17 protein-coding genes are annotated in these 16,675 nt (G+C 62.7%); 15 read left to right on the top strand and 2 right to left on the bottom strand.

Translation table 11 applies throughout. The annotated features are described in order from the left end of the window. Positions 1 to 170 precede the first annotated feature (170 nt). From KQI17_RS13830 to KQI17_RS00705, 5 genes are read left to right on the top strand one after another with little or no spacing between them, the layout of a single operon-like run. A complete protein-coding gene (locus KQI17_RS13830) occupies positions 171 to 1,475 on the top strand; it encodes a DUF512 domain-containing protein (RefSeq protein ID WP_216494295.1) in 1,305 nt (434 codons plus the stop codon). Between the two features lie 34 nt (positions 1,476 to 1,509). Then, on the top strand, positions 1,510 to 2,838 hold the full coding sequence (der, locus tag KQI17_RS00720) for a ribosome biogenesis GTPase Der (protein ID WP_216494294.1): 1,329 nt from the start codon (positions 1,510 to 1,512) through the stop codon (positions 2,836 to 2,838). A gap of 5 nt (positions 2,839 to 2,843) precedes the next feature. Beyond that, positions 2,844 to 3,563, top strand: coding sequence for a glycerol-3-phosphate 1-O-acyltransferase PlsY (gene plsY / locus KQI17_RS00715; RefSeq protein ID WP_216494293.1), 720 nt, complete (start codon positions 2,844 to 2,846; stop codon positions 3,561 to 3,563). Beyond that, positions 3,560 to 4,561 (top strand): NAD(P)H-dependent glycerol-3-phosphate dehydrogenase, encoded by a 1,002-nt coding sequence (locus KQI17_RS00710; protein ID WP_216494292.1) that lies wholly within the window; start codon positions 3,560 to 3,562, stop codon positions 4,559 to 4,561. Before plsY ends, KQI17_RS00710 begins: the two co-directional genes overlap by 4 nt. A 50-nt stretch (positions 4,562 to 4,611) precedes the next feature. Then, the gene (locus tag KQI17_RS00705) at positions 4,612 to 5,175 is read left to right on the top strand and encodes an NUDIX hydrolase (protein ID WP_022019059.1); all 564 of its coding nucleotides are present in this window, start codon (positions 4,612 to 4,614) and stop codon (positions 5,173 to 5,175) included. A gap of 56 nt (positions 5,176 to 5,231) precedes the next feature. Here the strand turns inward: KQI17_RS00705 and rpmB are convergent, their stop codons facing one another. Continuing rightward, on the bottom strand, positions 5,232 to 5,420 hold the full coding sequence (gene rpmB / locus KQI17_RS00700; protein ID WP_022019060.1) for a 50S ribosomal protein L28: 189 nt from the start codon (positions 5,418 to 5,420) through the stop codon (positions 5,232 to 5,234). 242 nt (positions 5,421 to 5,662) lie between these two features. On the opposite strand from rpmB, the gene hprK reads away from it, so the two are divergent. From hprK to KQI17_RS00670, 6 genes are read left to right on the top strand one after another with little or no spacing between them, the layout of a single operon-like run. Next, positions 5,663 to 6,613 carry an HPr(Ser) kinase/phosphatase gene (gene hprK, locus KQI17_RS00695; RefSeq protein WP_216494291.1) on the top strand — a complete coding sequence of 317 codons (951 nt, stop codon included), beginning with the start codon at positions 5,663 to 5,665 and terminating at the stop codon, positions 6,611 to 6,613. 17 nt (positions 6,614 to 6,630) lie between these two features. Continuing rightward, entirely contained in the window at positions 6,631 to 7,569 is a 939-nt protein-coding gene (gene murB, locus KQI17_RS00690) for a UDP-N-acetylmuramate dehydrogenase (RefSeq protein WP_371821934.1), read from the top strand. Between the two features lie 14 nt (positions 7,570 to 7,583). Further along, on the top strand, positions 7,584 to 8,447 hold the full coding sequence (gene rapZ, locus KQI17_RS00685; RefSeq protein WP_216494290.1) for an RNase adapter RapZ: 864 nt from the start codon (positions 7,584 to 7,586) through the stop codon (positions 8,445 to 8,447). 13 nt (positions 8,448 to 8,460) lie between these two features. Continuing rightward, a complete protein-coding gene (gene whiA, locus KQI17_RS00680; protein ID WP_216494289.1) occupies positions 8,461 to 9,357 on the top strand; it encodes a DNA-binding protein WhiA in 897 nt (298 codons plus the stop codon). Between the two features lie 15 nt (positions 9,358 to 9,372). Further along, the gene (locus KQI17_RS00675; RefSeq protein ID WP_216494288.1) at positions 9,373 to 12,843 is read left to right on the top strand and encodes a DNA polymerase III subunit alpha; all 3,471 of its coding nucleotides are present in this window, start codon (positions 9,373 to 9,375) and stop codon (positions 12,841 to 12,843) included. A gap of 18 nt (positions 12,844 to 12,861) precedes the next feature. After that, entirely contained in the window at positions 12,862 to 13,308 is a 447-nt protein-coding gene (locus KQI17_RS00670; RefSeq protein WP_216494287.1) for an HAD family hydrolase, read from the top strand. 48 nt (positions 13,309 to 13,356) lie between these two features. Here the strand turns inward: KQI17_RS00670 and KQI17_RS00665 are convergent, their stop codons facing one another. After that, entirely contained in the window at positions 13,357 to 13,902 is a 546-nt protein-coding gene (locus KQI17_RS00665) for a DUF4364 family protein (RefSeq protein ID WP_022019067.1), read from the bottom strand. 148 nt (positions 13,903 to 14,050) lie between these two features. On the opposite strand from KQI17_RS00665, the gene KQI17_RS00660 reads away from it, so the two are divergent. The 4 genes from KQI17_RS00660 (at position 14,051) to spoIIIAC (ending at position 16,675) form a co-directional block, all read left to right on the top strand. Continuing rightward, a complete protein-coding gene (locus KQI17_RS00660) occupies positions 14,051 to 14,905 on the top strand; it encodes a hypothetical protein (protein ID WP_216494286.1) in 855 nt (284 codons plus the stop codon). Between the two features lie 129 nt (positions 14,906 to 15,034). Next, positions 15,035 to 15,964: an ATPase, T2SS/T4P/T4SS family gene (locus tag KQI17_RS00655; RefSeq protein WP_216494285.1), complete on the top strand. Its 930-nt coding sequence runs from the start codon at positions 15,035 to 15,037 to the stop codon at positions 15,962 to 15,964. Further along, positions 15,961 to 16,449, top strand: a complete 489-nt coding sequence (locus tag KQI17_RS00650) for a stage III sporulation protein AB (RefSeq protein ID WP_216494284.1) — start codon at positions 15,961 to 15,963, stop codon at positions 16,447 to 16,449. The genes KQI17_RS00655 and KQI17_RS00650 overlap by 4 nt, the downstream gene beginning before the upstream one ends. Before the next feature lie 31 nt (positions 16,450 to 16,480). Further along, positions 16,481 to 16,675: a stage III sporulation protein AC gene (gene spoIIIAC, locus KQI17_RS00645; protein WP_216494283.1), complete on the top strand. Its 195-nt coding sequence runs from the start codon at positions 16,481 to 16,483 to the stop codon at positions 16,673 to 16,675.

Below are 16,675 nucleotides of genomic sequence, written 5' to 3'. Positions count from 1 at the left end.
GGAAAACATCTACCAAAAAACGAGCGGGAAGAGCGATCTTCCCGCTTGCTTTTTACGCCCTGCGGACAATGCGTGGGCTTTGCGCAAAAAGGGCGCCGTTTTTCTTGCGAAATCGAAAAGGATACGCTATACTATATGTGTTAATTATGCGTTAAGGGAGGGCTGAGCGCGTGAGCACTGTCATTACATCCGTCGACGCAGGCTCTCCCGCCGAACGTGCCGGTATCCGCGCCGGCGAACAGCTTCTGATGATCAATCATCACGAGATCGTCGACGTGCTGGACTACCGCTTTTTCTGCTACGATCCGTCGGTGAGTCTCCGGCTGCGCGAGGCCGACGGGACCACACGCCACCTGACGATCGAAAAGGAGGAGGGCGAGGATCTCGGCCTCAATTTCGATAGCTACCTGATGGACGAGCCGCGCCCCTGCTCGAACCACTGCCTGTTCTGCTTTGTCGATCAGATGCCGCCGAATATGCGCGACACGCTCTATTTCAAGGACGATGACGCGCGCTTGAGCTTCCTCATGGGCAACTACATCACGCTCACGAACCTCACCGAGCGCGAGGCGCAGCGCATCATCGACCTGCGCATCAGCCCCATCAACGTCTCCGTGCAGGCGACCGAGCCGCAGCTCCGGCGCACGCTGCTGGGCAACAAAGACGCCGATAAGAGCCTGGAGTATATGCGCGCCTTCGGCGAGGCCGGCATCGAGATGAACGGCCAGATCGTCGTCTGTCCCGGCTGGAACGATGGCGAGCATCTGCGCCGCAGCATCGAGGACCTGATGGACATCGGCTTCAACTCCTGTTCGATCGTGCCGGTTGGGTTGACAAAGTTCCGCAAGGGCCTCGCAAGGCTCGAGCCGGTGACGAAGGAAAAGGCGGGGGAGATCATCGACCTTGTGGACGAGTACGGCGCGAGGTGCCTTGAGAAATACGGCACGCGGATGTTCTTCTGCGCCGATGAATTCTACATCAAGGCCGAGCGTCCGCTGCCCGGCGAGGAGTATTACGAGGAATACCAGCAGCTCGACAACGGCGTCGGGATGCTCCGCAGCACCATGAACGAATTTCTCAGCGGACTGGAGGACGCGGAGAGCGGCGATGTGGCGAGCTTCACCGTTGCGACCGGAAAGGCCGCCGAGCCGTTCATCGCGCGGCTCGTGGCGGAGGCGAAAAAGAAATTTCCGCAGCTTCGCGGCGAGGTCGTCGGCATCGTGAACGACTTTTTCGGCCACACCATCACCGTCTCCGGCCTTGTCACCGCACAGGACCTCATCGCGCAGCTCAAGGACCGGCCCACGCTCGGCGAGCGGGTGCTGATCCCCGCGAATATGCTCCGCCACGGCGAGGGCGTGTTCCTTGACGATTACACCGTCGAGCAGGTCGAGCAGGCGCTCGGGCGCAGGCTGACGATCTCCGAGACCGACGGCTATTCGCTCTGCGACGCCATTTTCCGGCAGGAGCCCTGATACAAAAATCTACCCCCGACAGGAGGAAAGCAATATGTCCAAGCCCATCGTTGCCATCGTCGGCCGACCGAACGTCGGCAAGTCGATGCTCTTCAATAAGCTCATCGGCCAGCGCCTTTCCATCGTGGAGGACACGCCCGGCGTGACCCGCGACCGCATTTACGGCGAGTGCGAGTGGTGCGGCCGCAAATTCACGCTCGTCGACACCGGCGGCATCGAGCCGCGCACCGACAGCCAGATCCTGACCTTCATGCGCGAGCAGGCGCAGATCGCCATTGAGAACGCGACGGTCATCATTTTCCTCACCGACATCAAGACTGGCCTGACCGCCTCCGATCAGGAGGTCGCGAATATGCTGCTGCGCTCGCGCAAGCCGATCGTGCTGGCGGTCAACAAGATGGACTCCATCGGCGCGCCGAATCCCGATTACTATGAGTTCTACAACCTCGGCCTCGGCGACCCCGTGGCGGTCTCCGCCGTCCACGGCCACGGCACGGGCGACCTGCTCGACGCCTGCGTCGCCTACTTCCCCGACGAGGAGGAGGCGGAGGAGGAGAGCGACGTGCTCAAGGTCGCCATCATCGGCAAGCCGAACGTCGGCAAATCCTCGCTGACGAACCGCATTCTCGGGCAGGAGCGCGTTATCGTCTCCAACGTCGCGGGCACGACGCGCGACGCCATCGACTCCTACTTTGAAAACGAGACCGGCAAGTATGTCTTCATCGACACCGCCGGTATGCGCAAAAAGTCCAGGATCGAGGAGAGTATCGAAAAATACAGCGTGCTGCGCGCGACCATGGCCATCGACCGCGCGGACGTCTGCCTCATCATGATCGACGCGACCGAGGGCGTGACCGAGCAGGACACCAAGGTCGCGGGGCTTGCGCACGAGGCGGGCAAGGCCTGCATCATCGTGGTCAACAAGTGGGACCTTGTCGAGAAGGACGGCAAGACCATGGACAAGATGCGCGAGGACATCCGCCGCGATCTGAGCTATATGACCTACGCGCCCATTCTGTTTATTTCGGCGGCGACCGGTCAGCGCGTGCCGCGGCTCTTCGAGCTCATCAACTACGTTCACTCGCAGGCCTGCACCCGCATCACCACGGGAATGCTCAACAACGTTCTCGAGGACGCGCAGACGCGCGTCCAGCCGCCCACGGACAAGGGCAAGCGCCTGAAGATCTACTACATGACGCAGGTGGGCGTGTGCCCACCGCACTTCGTCATCTTCTGCAATGACCGGCAGCTCTTCCACTTCTCGTACCAGCGCTACATTGAAAACTGCATCCGCAATGTGTTCGGTCTGGAAGGCACGCCCATCATTCTCTCCATTCGTCAGAAGGGGGATAAGGAGGAGTAAAGGAAATGTACTTGCTGGTAACTGGTTTCTATGCTTTCCTTTCTCATTTGGACTATCTTTACGCGGCGGTCGCCGCCTACCTCTGCGGCTGCTTCAACGGAGCGCTCTTTACCTCAAGGCTCTTTTTCCACGACGACGTGCGCACCCACGGCAGCGGCAACGCGGGCCTGACGAATTTCTACCGCACCTACGGCGCGAGGTACGCGCTGCTCGTCATCGCCTGCGATATGCTCAAGGCGGTCGCGGCGGTGAGCCTTGCGGCGTGGCTCGGCGCGCGCTTTGACCCGCGTATGCTGCCGGACCTTCCGCTGACCGCGGCGGAGCAGGCGGAGTATGTGCTGCATTTCAAATACTGGGCCGGATTCTTCTGTGTGATCGGGCACATGTTCCCCTGTACGGCAAAATTCAGGGGCGGCAAGGGCATCCTGTGCTCCGCGACGCTCACGCTGCTGCTCGACTGGCGCATTGCGCTGGTGTGCTGGAGCCTGTTTGCCGTGCTGTGGCTGACGACGCGCTATGTGTCGCTCGGCTCGGTGAGCGCGGCAGCGGTCTTCCCGGTCATGACGCACCTTGTGTTCGGCGACGCGTTTGCGACCGCATTTTCCGTTCTGATCGCGGCGCTCGTGCTCTTTGCGCACCGTGAAAACATCAAGCGGCTTCTGAACGGGACGGAGAATAAGTTCCGCTTCCACGTCAACGCACCGAAATCGGAGGGAGAGGCATGAACATCGTCGTACTCGGCAGCGGCGGCTGGGGCACCGCCCTTGCCATGCTGCTGGAACAGAATCGGCACGCGGTCACGCTCTGGTCGCATGACCACCAAAAGGCGGAGCAGCTTAAGCTGAAAAGGGAAAATCCTTTACTGCCTGGTGTGCAGCTTCCGGTTGAATTGCAGATCACAAATGACCTGAATTGCCTAAGAAACGCCGAGCTGGTCGTGTTCGCACCGCCGTCGTTCGCGCTGCGCGCGGTGGCGAAGGAGGCAGCGCCGTACCTGCCGGACGGCGTGCCGCTGCTCTCGGTCACAAAGGGCATCGAGCGCGGCACGCATCTGCGTATGTCGCAGGTCATCGCGCAGGAGACGGGCGGGGAGCATCCCATCGCCGTGCTCTCGGGACCCTCGCACGCGGAGGAGGTCGCGCGCGCCATGCCGACCGGCGTGGTCGCCGCGTCGAACCGCGCGGAGACCGCGGAGCTTGTTCAGCGCGTGTTTACCAATGAGCGCTTCCGCGTCTATACGCATGACGACATGGTCGGCGTTGAGCTGGCCGGCGCGCTCAAGAACGTGGCGGCGCTGTGCTGCGGCGTGAGCGACGGTCTCGGCCTCGGCGACAACACCAAGGCGCTGCTGATCACCCGCGCGATGGCGGAGACCTCGCGGCTGGCCGAACGCCTCGGCGGGCGCAAGGAAACGCTTGCGGGTCTGGCCGGCATGGGCGATCTGATCGTCACCTGCACGTCGATGCACTCGCGCAACCGCCGCGCCGGCATCGCCATCGGCGAGGGCCGGACGCCGCGGGAGGTCGTCGCCGACATGGGCGGCGTAGTCGAGGGCTACTATGCCGCCGTCAGCGCCAAGGAGTTGGCGGACTCGCTGGGTGTGGAAATGCCGATCTGCGAGGCGATGTACGACATTCTCTACAACGGCGCGGAGGTCCGGGGGATGGTCCACCGGCTGATGAGCCGCGCGCCGAAGCGCGAAACCGACAACGGATGGGTATAAACCGAAAGGCGGTCCGCACAGACCGCCTTTTTCAAACGGGAGAGAAAACAATGTGTCTTTTGGAGCAGCTGGAACGCTATGAGCCATACAACGAGCAGGAAGCGCGCGACCGCGCGCTTTTGCTCCGTGCCCTGCGCGAAGAAGCAGATGTGTTCACGCGCGAGAATGACCGGATGCACATGACGGCCTCGGCGTGGGTGACGAACGAAGCGCATGACGGCGTGCTGATGGCCTACCACAACATCTATGATTCCTGGGCGTGGCTCGGCGGGCACGCCGACGGGGAGGAGGACCTGCTCGCGGTCGCGCTGCGTGAGGTGCGGGAGGAGAGCGGTGTGAAGCACGCCCGTCCGGCGAGCGAGAATATTTTCTCACTCGAGGTCCTGACCGTGGACGGACATGAGAAGCGGGGCGCATACGTTTCCTCGCATCTGCACCTGAATGTGACCTATCTTCTCATCGCGGACGACAGCGACGCGCTGACCGTCAAGCCGGACGAGAACAGCGGCGTCCGCTGGTTCACACCGGAGGGAGCGATCGAAGCCAGCAGCGAGCCGTGGTTCCGCGAGCGCATTTATAAAAAGCTCAACGCCAAGCTCGCCGCGCTGCGGTGAAGGCAAAAAAGGATAGAAAAAAGCCGCTCGTTCAGAGCGGCTTTTACTGCTATCTTTTAGATCGCGCGGGTAACCTTACCGGAACGCAGACAGCGGGTACAAACATAGACATGGCGGGGCGTACCGTTGACCATCGCCTTGACGCGCTTGACATTGGGCTTCCAAGGACGATTGGAGCGTCTGTGGGAGTGGGAGACCTGAATACCAAAGGTCACACCCTTGTCGCAAAACTCGCACTTTGCCATCCGTTGCACCTCCTTGCTGTAATCAAATCAAGACTTGCGCATTGCAAGCATTGGCTATGATAGCAGATTCCAAACGAAATTGCAAGCAAAATTTTTCATTTTCTCAGATTTTTTTGCATTTTTTTCTCTGAGCGCTCCGAAGCGGACGGCGAACGAAAAAATGATGCCGCGTACCCTTGTAAAAACAGGGGAAAACCGATATAATGTATATGGAAAAATTTTGACCCGACGGGAGGCAAAGCATGAATACCGATCGCAGCGTAAAGGTAAAGGATATCGTTGAGAAATTTCAGATGGAGGTACTCTATCGCGGCACGGATTATGAAACGGAAACGCTGACCATCACGGACGTCAACCGCCCGGGGCTGCAGTTCGTCGGCTTTTTCGACTACTTTGACCCGCGCAGGCTCCAGATCATCGGCAAGGCGGAGACGATGTTCCTCAAGAGCTTTTCCTCCGCCGAGCGGCGCAAATGCTTTGAGGATCTGTTCAAGTACGAGATCCCTGCGCTGGTCATCTCCCGCAAGCTCGACGTGTTCCCCGAGTGCATGGAGATGGCGCAGAAATACGGCCGCACCCTGTTGCGCACGGAGCACACCTCGGTCGAGTTTACGAGCATGACCATCGACTTCCTCAACCACGAGCTGGCGCCCATGATCACGCGCCACGGCGTGCTGATGGACGTGTACGGCGAGGGCGTGCTGATCCTCGGCGACAGCGGCATCGGCAAGAGCGAGACAGCCATCGAGCTGATCAAGCGCGGCCACCGGCTCGTTGCGGACGACGCGGTGGAGATCCGCCGCATCGGCGATACGCTCACCGGCACCGCGCCCGAGCTCATCCGCCACTATCTCGAGGTGCGCGGCATCGGCGTGGTGGACATTCAGAAGCTCTTTGGCATGAGCGGCGTAAAGTCCGCGACGCAGATTGACCTGGTCATTCAGTTCGAGCGCTGGCAGGACGAAAAGTTCTACGACCGGCTCGGCCTCGACGAGGCGCACACGCAGATCATGGGCGTGCCCATCCCGCTTTTGACCATTCCGGTCTCGGCGGGCCGCAACCTCGCCGGTATCGTGGAGCTGGCGGTGATGAACAACCGCCAGAAGAAGTACGGCATCAACTCCGCCCGCGAGTTCGTTGAGCAGATCGACAGCCACATCGACCATCAGGCGGCGCAGGAAAAGAATCGGTAAATCGGTAAGGAGCATTTATGGAGTCCATGTTTTCATCAAACCGCCCGGGCTGGGCGGCGTTACTGGATGAAAAGGTCACGGCGTATCTGCCGGACCTCAAATATATACACGACGAGCCGCTTGCGCGGCACACATCCTTCCGCATCGGAGGGCCGGCGACGCGCATGGCGTTCCCGACCTCCGGCGAGCAGATCGTTCTGCTCACGGGCTTCGCACAGGAGTGCGGCGTCACGCCGTTCCTGCTCGGCAACGGCACCAATCTGCTCGTTGCGGACGAGGGGCTGGATACGCTCGTCATTCAGACGGGCGAGGGGCTGAACCGTATCGCGCTCGACGGCGGCATCATCACGGCGGACGCGGGCGTATCGCTCGCGCGGCTGGGCGTTTTTGCCTGGCAGCACAGCCTCACGGGACTGGAGTTCGCGCACGGCATTCCCGGCAGTCTCGGCGGCGGCGTGGTGATGAACGCGGGCGCCTACGGCGGCGAGCTGAAGGATGTGCTCACCGAGGTCACGGCGCTTTTCCCGGACGGCGTGCGGACGCTGCGCGGAGAGGAGCTGGCGCTCGGCTACCGCCGCAGCTTCTTCACCGACCATCCCGAGGCCGTCGTGCTGCGCGCAAAGCTCGCGCTTCACGGCGGGGATCAGGAGGCCATCAAGGCGCGCATGGAGGAGCTTTCGGCCAAGCGCCGCGCAAGCCAGCCGCTTGAGATGCCGAGTGCCGGCAGCACCTTCAAGCGCCCCGAGGGATACTTCGCGGGCACACTCATCGAGCAGTGCGGCCTCAAGGGCGCGCGCGTCGGCGGGGCAGAGGTCAGCCGCAAGCACGCGGGCTTTGTGGTCAACGCCGGCAGCGCGACCTGCACGGACGTCCTCGCGCTCATCAAAAAAGTACAGGATACCGTTTTCACGGCGACGGGCGTGACACTCGAGCCGGAAGTGAAGATCATTCGATAAAGGGGGAGCGGAGCATGGAGATCCTGGTCATCTCGGGCCTGTCCGGCGCGGGCAAGTCCAGCGCCGCGTCCTGTCTGGAGGATATCGGCTATTACACGGTGGACAATATGCCCGCCGCCATCATTCCGAAGTTCGCGGAGTTCTCCGCCGAGAGCGACGGCCGCTACGACCGTGTCGCGCTGGTGAACGACATCCGCGGCGGCGTGGACAGCTTTCAGGAGCTGCTTGAGGTCATCGACCGTCTGCGCGAGGGCGGCACGGTCTGCCGCCTGCTCTATCTGGAGGCGGACACGCAGAGCATCATCAAGCGCTACAAGGAAACGCGCCGCCGCCACCCGCTCATGGAGAGCGGCGCGACCATCGAGGATGCGGTGAAGCGTGAAACGGAGCTTCTGCGCCCGCTGCGCGAGCGCGCGGACTTTGTGATCGACACGACGCAGCTCTCCGCGGCGAAGCTGCGCGGCGAGCTCTACCGCCTCTTTGCGGAAAAGGGACAGCAGAGCCGCATGAGCATCAATGTCGTCTCCTTCGGCTACAAGTACGGCGTGCCGCTCGAGGCTGATCTGGTGTTCGATGTGCGCTTCATGCCGAACCCCTACTATGTGCCGGAGCTGCGCTATCAGACCGGCATGAACGACGACGTTTACAACTATGTCTTTTCCTTCCCGCAGACGAAGGAATTTCTATCAAAGCTCGAGCAGATGCTCGCGTTCCTCCTGCCGCTCTATCAGGAGGAGGGCAAGGCCGTGCTGGTCGTGGCCGTCGGCTGCACCGGCGGACGGCACCGCTCGGTGTCCATCGCGCGGGCGGTGACGGAGTACTTAAATAAGCTCGGCTACGCCGCCTACGAGAACCACCGCGATATCACACGCGGCTGAAAGGAGAACGCCCATGTCCTTTTCCTCCGACGCCAAGGCGGAGCTGTGCCGCGTGCCGCTCACGCGGCGCTGCTGCGCGCGCGCCGAAGCCTACGGTGTGCTGCTCTACGCGGGCAGCTTTTCCCCGACCGAGGTGCGCATCGTCACCGAGAGCGAGGACTTTGCCGCACGGCTGCCGAAGCTCTTTCAGAAGGCGTTCGGCGTTCGCTTCGACGCGCAGGAGAGCGGCAGCAAAAGCATTTTCCGCATCACGGACGGGCAGAAGCTCGCCGTCATTTTAGAAGCGCTCGGCTACGATCCCGACCAGCACTACGCGCTGCACGTCAACTTCGCGCTGCTGGAGGAGGAGTGCTGCCGCGCGTCGTTCCTGCGCGGGGCCTTTCTTGCGGGCGGCAGCGTGACCGATCCGCTCAAGCGCTACCATCTTGAGCTTGCCACGCCGCATTTGCAGGCGGGGCGCGAGGTCGAGGCGCTGCTGCGCGACATGGGCTATGAGCCGAAAAACGTGCAGCGGCAGGGCAACGGCGTGACCTATTTCAAGCAGAGCGACCACATTGAGGAGCTGCTCACGCGCATCGGCGCGCCCGCCGCGGCGATGGAGGTCATGGCCGCAAAGGTCGAAAAGGAAATGCGCAACACGGTCAACCGCCGTGTCAACTGCGACGCGGCGAATGTGGACAAGGCGGTCGCCGCCTCGCGCGAGCAGGTCGAGGCGCTCACGCGCCTGACCGACGCGGGCATCGTCGCCACGCTGCCGGTCAAGCTGCAGGAGGTCGCGGTCGCTCGGCTTTTGCAGCCGGAGCTGTCGCTCAGCGAGCTGGCGGGGACCTTCGACCCGCCGCTGACAAAATCCTGCCTCAACCACCGGATGCGCAAGCTCATGGAGCTTGCGGGCAAAGAGAAAGCATAAAGAGAGGAAAGCATCATGCCGTTTGCACATCTGCACGTTCATACGGAATACAGCCTTCTTGACGGCGCGTGCCGCATCAAGGGGCTGGCCAAGCGCGTCCGCGAGCTGGGGCAGACGGCGGTCGCCGTGACCGACCACGGCGTGATGTACGGCGCGATCGACTTCTACCGCGCGTGCAAGGCCGAGGGCGTCAAGCCCGTCATCGGCTGCGAGGTCTATGTCGCGCCCCGCACGCGCTTTGACAAGCAGCACGAGTTTGACGCCGAGGCGCGCCACCTCGTTCTTCTGTGCGAGAACGAGGAGGGCTACCGCAACCTCTCCTACATGGTCTCCAAGGCGTTTACCGAGGGCTTCTACATCAAGCCCCGCATCGACCTTGAGCTGCTGCGCGCGCACGCCAAGGGACTTATTGCGCTCTCGGCGTGTCTTGCTGGCGAGATCCCCCGCCGGCTGCGCAACGGCGAGTACGACAATGCAAAGGCATATGCCTTGACACTCTCGGAGATATTTGGCCCCGACCGCTTCTATCTTGAGCTTCAGAACCACGGCATCCGCGAGCAGGCGGTCGTAAACAAGGGCTTGCTGCGCATCCATGAGGAGACCGGCCTGCCGCTCGTGTGCACGAACGACGCGCACTACCTTACGAAGGCGGACGCCTACGCGCACGATGTGCTGCTGTGCATCCAGACGGGCAAGACCGTGGACGACGAGAACCGGATGCGCTACGAGCCGCAGAACTTCTACCTCCGCTCGACGGAGGAGATGGAGGCGCTTTTCGCCCAGTACCCCGGCGCGATCGAGAACACGGGGAAGATCGCGGAGATGTGCAATTTGGAGTTCACCTTCGGCAAGTACCACCTGCCGGAATTCAAGGTGCCGGAGGGCTACACCTCGCTGACCTATTTCAAAAAGCTCTGCGCGGACGGCTTTGCCGAGCGCTACGGCGAGGGGACGGAAAAGCAGAAGGCGCAGCTGGAATACGAGGAAAACATGATCGAGAAGATGGGCTTCGTCGATTATTTTCTCATCGTCTCCGACTTTGTGCGCTACGCCAAGAGCGTCGGCATCCCCGTCGGCCCGGGACGCGGCAGCGCGGCGGGCAGCATCGTGAGCTACTGTCTGCACATCACGGACATCGAGCCGATGAAGTACGGTCTTTTCTTCGAGCGCTTTCTCAATCCCGAGCGCGTGTCCATGCCCGATATCGACATGGACTTCGGCGATACCCGCCGCGGCGAGGTCGTGGACTACGTCCGCCGCAAGTACGGCGACGACCATGTGGCGCAGATCGTGACCTTCGGCACGATGGCGGCGCGCGGCGCGATCCGCGACGTGGGCCGCGCGCTGAATATGACCTACGCCGACTGCGATGTGATCGCCAAGCTCGTACCCAGCGGGCCGGGAAATCTGCACATCACGCTCGACGACGCGCTCAAGCTCTCGCGCGAGCTGCGCGAAAAGTACGAGAACGACGAGCAGGTGAAAAAGCTCATCGACACGGCGCGCGCCCTTGAGGGGATGCCGCGCCACGCCTCGACGCACGCCGCGGGCGTGGTCATCACCAAGCGCCCCGTGGTCGATTACGTCCCGCTGGCGACGAACGACGACGCGGTGGTCTGCCAGTATGTGATGACGACGCTCGAGGAGTTGGGCCTTCTCAAAATGGACTTCCTCGGCCTGCGCAATCTGACGGTGCTCGACGATGCGGTCAAGACCGTGCAGAAAACGCAGCCCGGCTTCAAGCTGGCGGACATCCCGGAGAACGATCCCGAGACCTATGAAATGCTCGCCGCTGGCAAGACTTCGGGCGTCTTTCAGCTCGAATCGAGCGGCATGACGGGCGTGTGCGTCAGTCTCAAGCCGCAGAACATTGAGGATATCACGGCTCTTATCGCGCTCTACCGCCCCGGCCCGATGGACTCCATTCCGAAGTTCATCGCCTGCAAGCACGATCCGAGCAAGGTGACATACCTCATTCCGCAGCTCGAGCCGATCCTGTCGATCACCTACGGCTGCATCGTCTATCAGGAGCAGGTCATTCAGATCTTCCAGCAGCTTGCCGGCTACACGCTCGGTCAGGCGGATATGCTCCGCCGCGCCATGAGCAAGAAAAAGGTCAAGGACATTGAAAAGGAGCGCGGCGCGTTCCTGCACGGCGACCCGAGTCGGGGCATCAAGGGCTGCATCGCGAACGGGATCAGCGAGAGCGCCGCGCAGGCGATCTACGACGATATCTACGCCTTCGCAAACTACGCCTTCAACAAGGCGCACGCCGCGGCCTACGCGGTCATCGCGTACCAGACGGCGTATTTCAAGTGCCATTTTCCGAAGGAATATATGGCGGCGCTGCTCACGAGCGTACTGGACAGCAGTGAGAAGATCGCGGAATACATCGGCGAGTGCCGCGAGTGCGCCATCGCGCTCCTGCCGCCGGACGTCAACCGGTCGGATGACCGCTTTACGGTCGAACCGGAGGGCATCCGCTTCGGTCTTGTCGCCATCAAGAACATCGGCCGCGGCCTGATCGCCCGCATGATGCGCGAGCGCGAGGTCAACGGTCCCTTTGCGGATTTTCAGGATTTCTGCTATCGCATGGACGGGAACGACATGAACAAGCGCGCGGTGGAGAACCTTATCCGCGCGGGCGCGTTCGATTCGATGGGCGTGCATCGCTCGCAGCTCATCGCCGTCTACGAAAAGGTCATGGACGGCATCTCGAACGGCAACCGCGTGAACATCGAGGGGCAGATGGACTTCTTCGGCATGGGCGGCGGAAGCGCGCAGCGTGAGCCGCTGCATCTGCCGGACATTCCGGAATTTTCCGCGCAGGAGCGGATGGCGATGGAGAAGGAGACCACCGGTCTCTATCTCTCCGGTCACCCGATGGACGCCTACCGGGAGCTGGCCCGTCGGCTCGGCGCCGCGCCGATTGGCCGCATTCTGGAGGATTTTGCGCAGGAGGCCGGACCGACGAGCTTTGCCGACGGTCAGAAGCTGAGCATTGCGGGCGTCGTGACCTCGAGCAAGGTCAAAACGACGCGCAGCAATACGCTCATGGCCTACGTCACGATCGAGGACAGCACGGGCGCGATGGAAATGCTCTGCTTCGCCCGCACGCTGGAGACGAGCGGCAGCTACCTCAAGGAGGGGCAGACTATCCTTGCTTCAGGCCGCCTGAGCGTGCGCGACGAGAAGGCCCCGCAGCTCATGTGCGATTCGGCGCGACCGCTCGACGACAGCGCAGCCGATGTGTCCGCAGGAGCGGCGGGGGAGAAGCGGCAGACGCTTTATCTGCGCCTGCCGTCGATGGACAGCCATGAAATGACGCAGTTCCGCCGCATCGCCTATCTCTTTGAGGGCAAGGAGCCGGTGCGTATCCGGCTCATCGACAGCGGCAAGCTCATCGGCACGACCGCGGCGCTGCATCCCGCCTTTGTCCGCGCAATGCGCGAGTTGCTCGGCGATGAGAATGTTGTGCTGAAATAAAAAGGAGACGAATACGTTATGCGTTTGCAAAGCGCGATCTTTACTCTGCCCGACGCCCTGCTGGACGGCGGTACCCTGCGCCCGGGCGCGGACAAGGTGCTCTCCATTCTGAAGATGGAGAGCGTGTGGCTCTACGCCGTCACGGCGCTCGACCGCACCGAAGCGCAGGCGCTGCTGCGTTCGGCGGGGATCGAGGGAGACTTCCGCGGTCTTTTGACTGAGCGCGAGGCAGGCTGCGCCGTTTGCAGCGGGACGATGCTGGAAAAGGCCATGCGGCGGCTGCGGTCGCAGAAGGCGGATACCGTGGTCTTTACCGGTACGCTCGCGCTCGTGGAGTCGGCGAAGGCAGCGGGCTTCCGCGCGGTCGCCGTCGGCGGCGCAGCGGAGGAGGACGAGTGGCGGCAGATGTGCGCCCTCGCCGACTACGAGCTGCCGCACTACGAGGACTGGCTCAGGCTGGAATAAAACGGCATACGAGAAAAGGAGGACGGCAGCGTCCTCCTTTTTCCATCCTTATTCCTTTTTCTCCCTTGGTGCTTCAAAGAGCGCATTGATCACGCTCGCGTAAAGCTGCTCGGTGTTCTTCCGGAAGCGGTCGGCAAGGTCCTTTGCCATGACCTCCTTAGGTACCATCAGCTCCATTTTCAAAAGCGGGCTGTCCTGCTCGTCGCAGAAGGCGAGGGAGACGGTGTAGGTGCCGTTGGGGCGCGGCGTGATCTCGGATCGGATCTGTGCGCGGCGGCGCAGCTTCTGATTGAACACGGTGATGTTCTTGTCCGCCGCGAGGCGCACGGAGTAGGGAAGGCTCGATTCGCAGATCTGCCCGTTGCGCAGGCCCTTCTCCGTGATGGCATAGAGCCCGTCCTCCGAGAGCGTGAGGTGCCCAGAGGTGACGAGGTCATTCATGCACTCGGAGAAATCGAAGAAGTCCACGCCGTCGTCGATCATCGCAAGCTCCTGCATGGCCTCAAACGGCACCGGCTCGATGAGCCGTGAGGCGATGTAGAGAAGAAGAAATTTGATCTCGAGCTTATCCTGAATGAAGCCCATGCGCGCCATAGGGCAGCCCTCCTGTCCGATATTTTCCTTATTATAGCGCGTTTCCTTAAATTTGTATAGTGGATTTTTCACCATTCCCGCCGCTCGGCATAGACTGGACTGAAAGAAAGCCAATCTTTCATCAGTACTTAGATCAGGAGGTATTTCCATGGCTGAAAAAGTGACCGCAGGCCCGATCACGAGCGCTAACGGCGTGCGCGAAGCGGTCTGTATCCATACGAAAAAGATCTTCTCATCCTGCAAGGATAAGGACTGCATCGAGGACCTGACCTTTTACCCCACGGCGACGGCCCAAAGCGTCATCGACGCCTCGCAGAGCATCCGCGGCGGCCGCGTGGAGCTGCTGCACGTCGGTGTGGATGTGGAGCCGGTGAGCTTCAACCGCGGCTTCTTCACGGTCGATATGCGCTTTTACTACCGCGTGATCCTGCAGGCGGTGAACAACGGGATGCGCGCGACGGAGATCGAGGGCCTTGCGACCTTCGATAAGCGCGTGATGCTCTTCGGCGGCGAGAGCCGCGCGAAGGTATTCTCCTCGTATCCCGTGCCCGGCGGCGCGGACTATCCCATCGACCTCACGGCAAACCTGCCGACCGCCGTGGTCTCTGCCGTCGACCCGCTGCTGCTGTGCGCGCGCATTGTCGACTGCTCCTGCGGGAACTGCTGCGACTGCACAGCGGTCACGGGCGTGCCCGCGGGCATTGCCGAAGCCTTCGACGAGCCCATTCTCTTCGAGCCGCAGACCAGGCGCGTGTGCATCTCCATCGGACAGTTCTCCATCGTGCGGCTCGAGCGCGGCACGCAGCTGCTCATTCCGGTGTTCGACTACTGCATCCCGAGCGGCAGCTGCCAGCCGGTCGGCAGCATTTCGTGCAGCTCCTGCGACGATCCCTGCGAGATGTTCGAGAGCGTCAGCTTCCCGGTGGACGATTTCTTCCCCGCCGGCATCGCGGAGTGCGGCGCGGATACGCCGACGAACTGCTGCAGCTGCAGCGGCAAATAAAAGCTACGAGCGCGAAGCGGCGGGAGCTCCCGCCGCTTTTTTCTTCATCCGCATTTTTTCAGGCGAACAGGCATGACCTGTCCGCTCCTCGCATAGAGTGGGGTATCTGACGGACAAGGGGGAGAGCGCATGAACGAAGCCAGGGCCATTGCGCGCTGCGAGGAGGCGGCGGCGCTGCTGCCGCCCCGGTTCCGACGCGCGGCGCTGCAAATGCCGGACCATCGCAAGCGATACACGGAGGAGTTCCGTCTGCGTGCCGGACAGCCCCCCGCCGCGCTGCTGCCCGAGGGCGAGGTCACGCTGCCGTACTTCGGCGCGGACAGCCGCGTGACGCCGCGCGATCTCGCGCAGATGGTGGACGCGGTGACGGACTACTCGCGCTATGCCTGCGCGGAGACGCTGCGGCAGGGATTTCTGTGCCTGCACGGCGGCTTTCGGCTCGGCGTATGCGGCACGGCTGTGCTGCGGAACGGTGCGGTCGCGAGCCTGCGAGATATTTCCTCGCTCTCGCTGCGCATCGTCACCGAGCGGATCGGCCTGGCCGAGCCGACGGCAGACAGCCTGTTCTGCGCGGGAGCCTTCCGGAGCACGCTCCTGCTCTCGCCGCCGGGCGGCGGCAAGACGACGCTTCTGCGCGACCTCATCCGCACGCTCTCGCTCGGAAGCGAGAACCGCGCGGCGCTGCGCGTCGCGGTGGTGGACGAGCGCGGAGAGATCGCTGTCTGCGCCGGAGGAGAGGCGCAGATGGCATTGGGGACGCACACGGACGTGCTCACGCTTTGCCCCAAGGCGCAGGGCATCGGCATGGTGCTGCGGGCGATGAACCCGCAGGTCATCGCGGTCGATGAGATCACGGCGGCCGAGGACATTGCGGCGATGGCGCACGCCGCCAACTGCGGCGCGGCGCTGCTCGCGACGATGCACGCCTCCGGCCTTGACGAACTGCGGCAAAAGCCGCTCTGGCCGCTGCTGCGCGACTCCGGCGTGTTCCGGCGCGCCGTCGTCATCGAGGGCATGGGCGAGGAGCGGCGGTACCGCGTGGAGGAGCTGCTGCCATGAAGCTGCTCGGAGCCGCCCTGATCCTCTGCGGCGCGGCGCTCCAATGCCATGCGCTGCTCGGCGCACGGAGGCAGGAGCGTGCCGCCCTGCGGGAGCTTTCCGCCGCATTGGGGGGCTTGGAGCGCGGGATACGCGCCTCGCTCATGCCGCTGCCGCGGCTGCTCGGACAGCGCGGCGCGGGGAAGTACGCCGACGCCTTCTTCGCCGACGTGCTCGCGCAGCTGGAGAACGGAACGCCGCTGCCGGACGGCTGGCGCGAGGCCGCCGCCCGGACACCGCTCGGCGAGCGGGAGCAGGCTGTGTTATCCGGTCTTGCCGACGCGCTCGGCGGGGAGGAGGACGCGGTGCTCCGCGCCCTGCGCGCGGCGGCGCAGGCGCTGCGCAGTACGCTCACGGAGCGGGAGCGGCAAAGCGCGCGGGATACCCGGCTCGTGACGACGCTCTGCTTCAGCCTGAGTCTCCTTGTCACGATACTGCTTATCTAAAAAGGAAAAACACTTTACACAGGAGATCGCTATGGACATTGATCTGGTATTCAAGATCGCCGCCATCGGCATCGTGGTCGCGGTGCTCAATCAGCTGCTCGTGCGCTCGGACCGGCCCGATCAGGCGATGCTCGTGAGCCTTGCAGGGCTGGTGACGACGATGATGCTGCTCGTGCGGGAGATCAGCTCGCTCTTTGAGCTGGTCAAAACGCTCTTCGGGTTCTGA

The organism is Oscillibacter sp. MSJ-31 (assembly GCF_018918025.1).
Classification (GTDB): domain Bacteria; phylum Bacillota; class Clostridia; order Oscillospirales; family Oscillospiraceae; genus Hominicoprocola.
Note: the sequence above shows the minus strand (reverse complement) of the source record. Positions and strands in the feature narration are given on the sequence as shown.

Excerpts from the sequence above, each read along its gene's own strand:
- der (WP_216494294.1), top strand. The coding sequence starts at position 1,510 with ATGTCCAAGCCCATCGTTGCCATCGTCGGCCGACCGAACGTCGGCAAG.
- plsY (WP_216494293.1), top strand. The coding sequence starts at position 2,844 with ATGTACTTGCTGGTAACTGGTTTCTATGCTTTCCTTTCTCATTTGGAC.
- KQI17_RS00710 (WP_216494292.1), top strand. The coding sequence starts at position 3,560 with ATGAACATCGTCGTACTCGGCAGCGGCGGCTGGGGCACCGCCCTTGCC.
- KQI17_RS00705 (WP_022019059.1), top strand. The coding sequence starts at position 4,612 with ATGTGTCTTTTGGAGCAGCTGGAACGCTATGAGCCATACAACGAGCAG.
- rpmB (WP_022019060.1), bottom strand. The coding sequence starts at position 5,420 with ATGGCAAAGTGCGAGTTTTGCGACAAGGGTGTGACCTTTGGTATTCAG.
- hprK (WP_216494291.1), top strand. The coding sequence starts at position 5,663 with ATGAATACCGATCGCAGCGTAAAGGTAAAGGATATCGTTGAGAAATTT.
- murB (WP_371821934.1), top strand. The coding sequence starts at position 6,631 with ATGGAGTCCATGTTTTCATCAAACCGCCCGGGCTGGGCGGCGTTACTG.
- rapZ (WP_216494290.1), top strand. The coding sequence starts at position 7,584 with ATGGAGATCCTGGTCATCTCGGGCCTGTCCGGCGCGGGCAAGTCCAGC.
- whiA (WP_216494289.1), top strand. The coding sequence starts at position 8,461 with ATGTCCTTTTCCTCCGACGCCAAGGCGGAGCTGTGCCGCGTGCCGCTC.
- KQI17_RS00675 (WP_216494288.1), top strand. The coding sequence starts at position 9,373 with ATGCCGTTTGCACATCTGCACGTTCATACGGAATACAGCCTTCTTGAC.
- KQI17_RS00670 (WP_216494287.1), top strand. The coding sequence starts at position 12,862 with ATGCGTTTGCAAAGCGCGATCTTTACTCTGCCCGACGCCCTGCTGGAC.
- KQI17_RS00665 (WP_022019067.1), bottom strand. The coding sequence starts at position 13,902 with ATGGCGCGCATGGGCTTCATTCAGGATAAGCTCGAGATCAAATTTCTT.
- KQI17_RS00660 (WP_216494286.1), top strand. The coding sequence starts at position 14,051 with ATGGCTGAAAAAGTGACCGCAGGCCCGATCACGAGCGCTAACGGCGTG.
- KQI17_RS00655 (WP_216494285.1), top strand. The coding sequence starts at position 15,035 with ATGAACGAAGCCAGGGCCATTGCGCGCTGCGAGGAGGCGGCGGCGCTG.
- KQI17_RS00650 (WP_216494284.1), top strand. The coding sequence starts at position 15,961 with ATGAAGCTGCTCGGAGCCGCCCTGATCCTCTGCGGCGCGGCGCTCCAA.
- spoIIIAC (WP_216494283.1), top strand. The coding sequence starts at position 16,481 with ATGGACATTGATCTGGTATTCAAGATCGCCGCCATCGGCATCGTGGTC.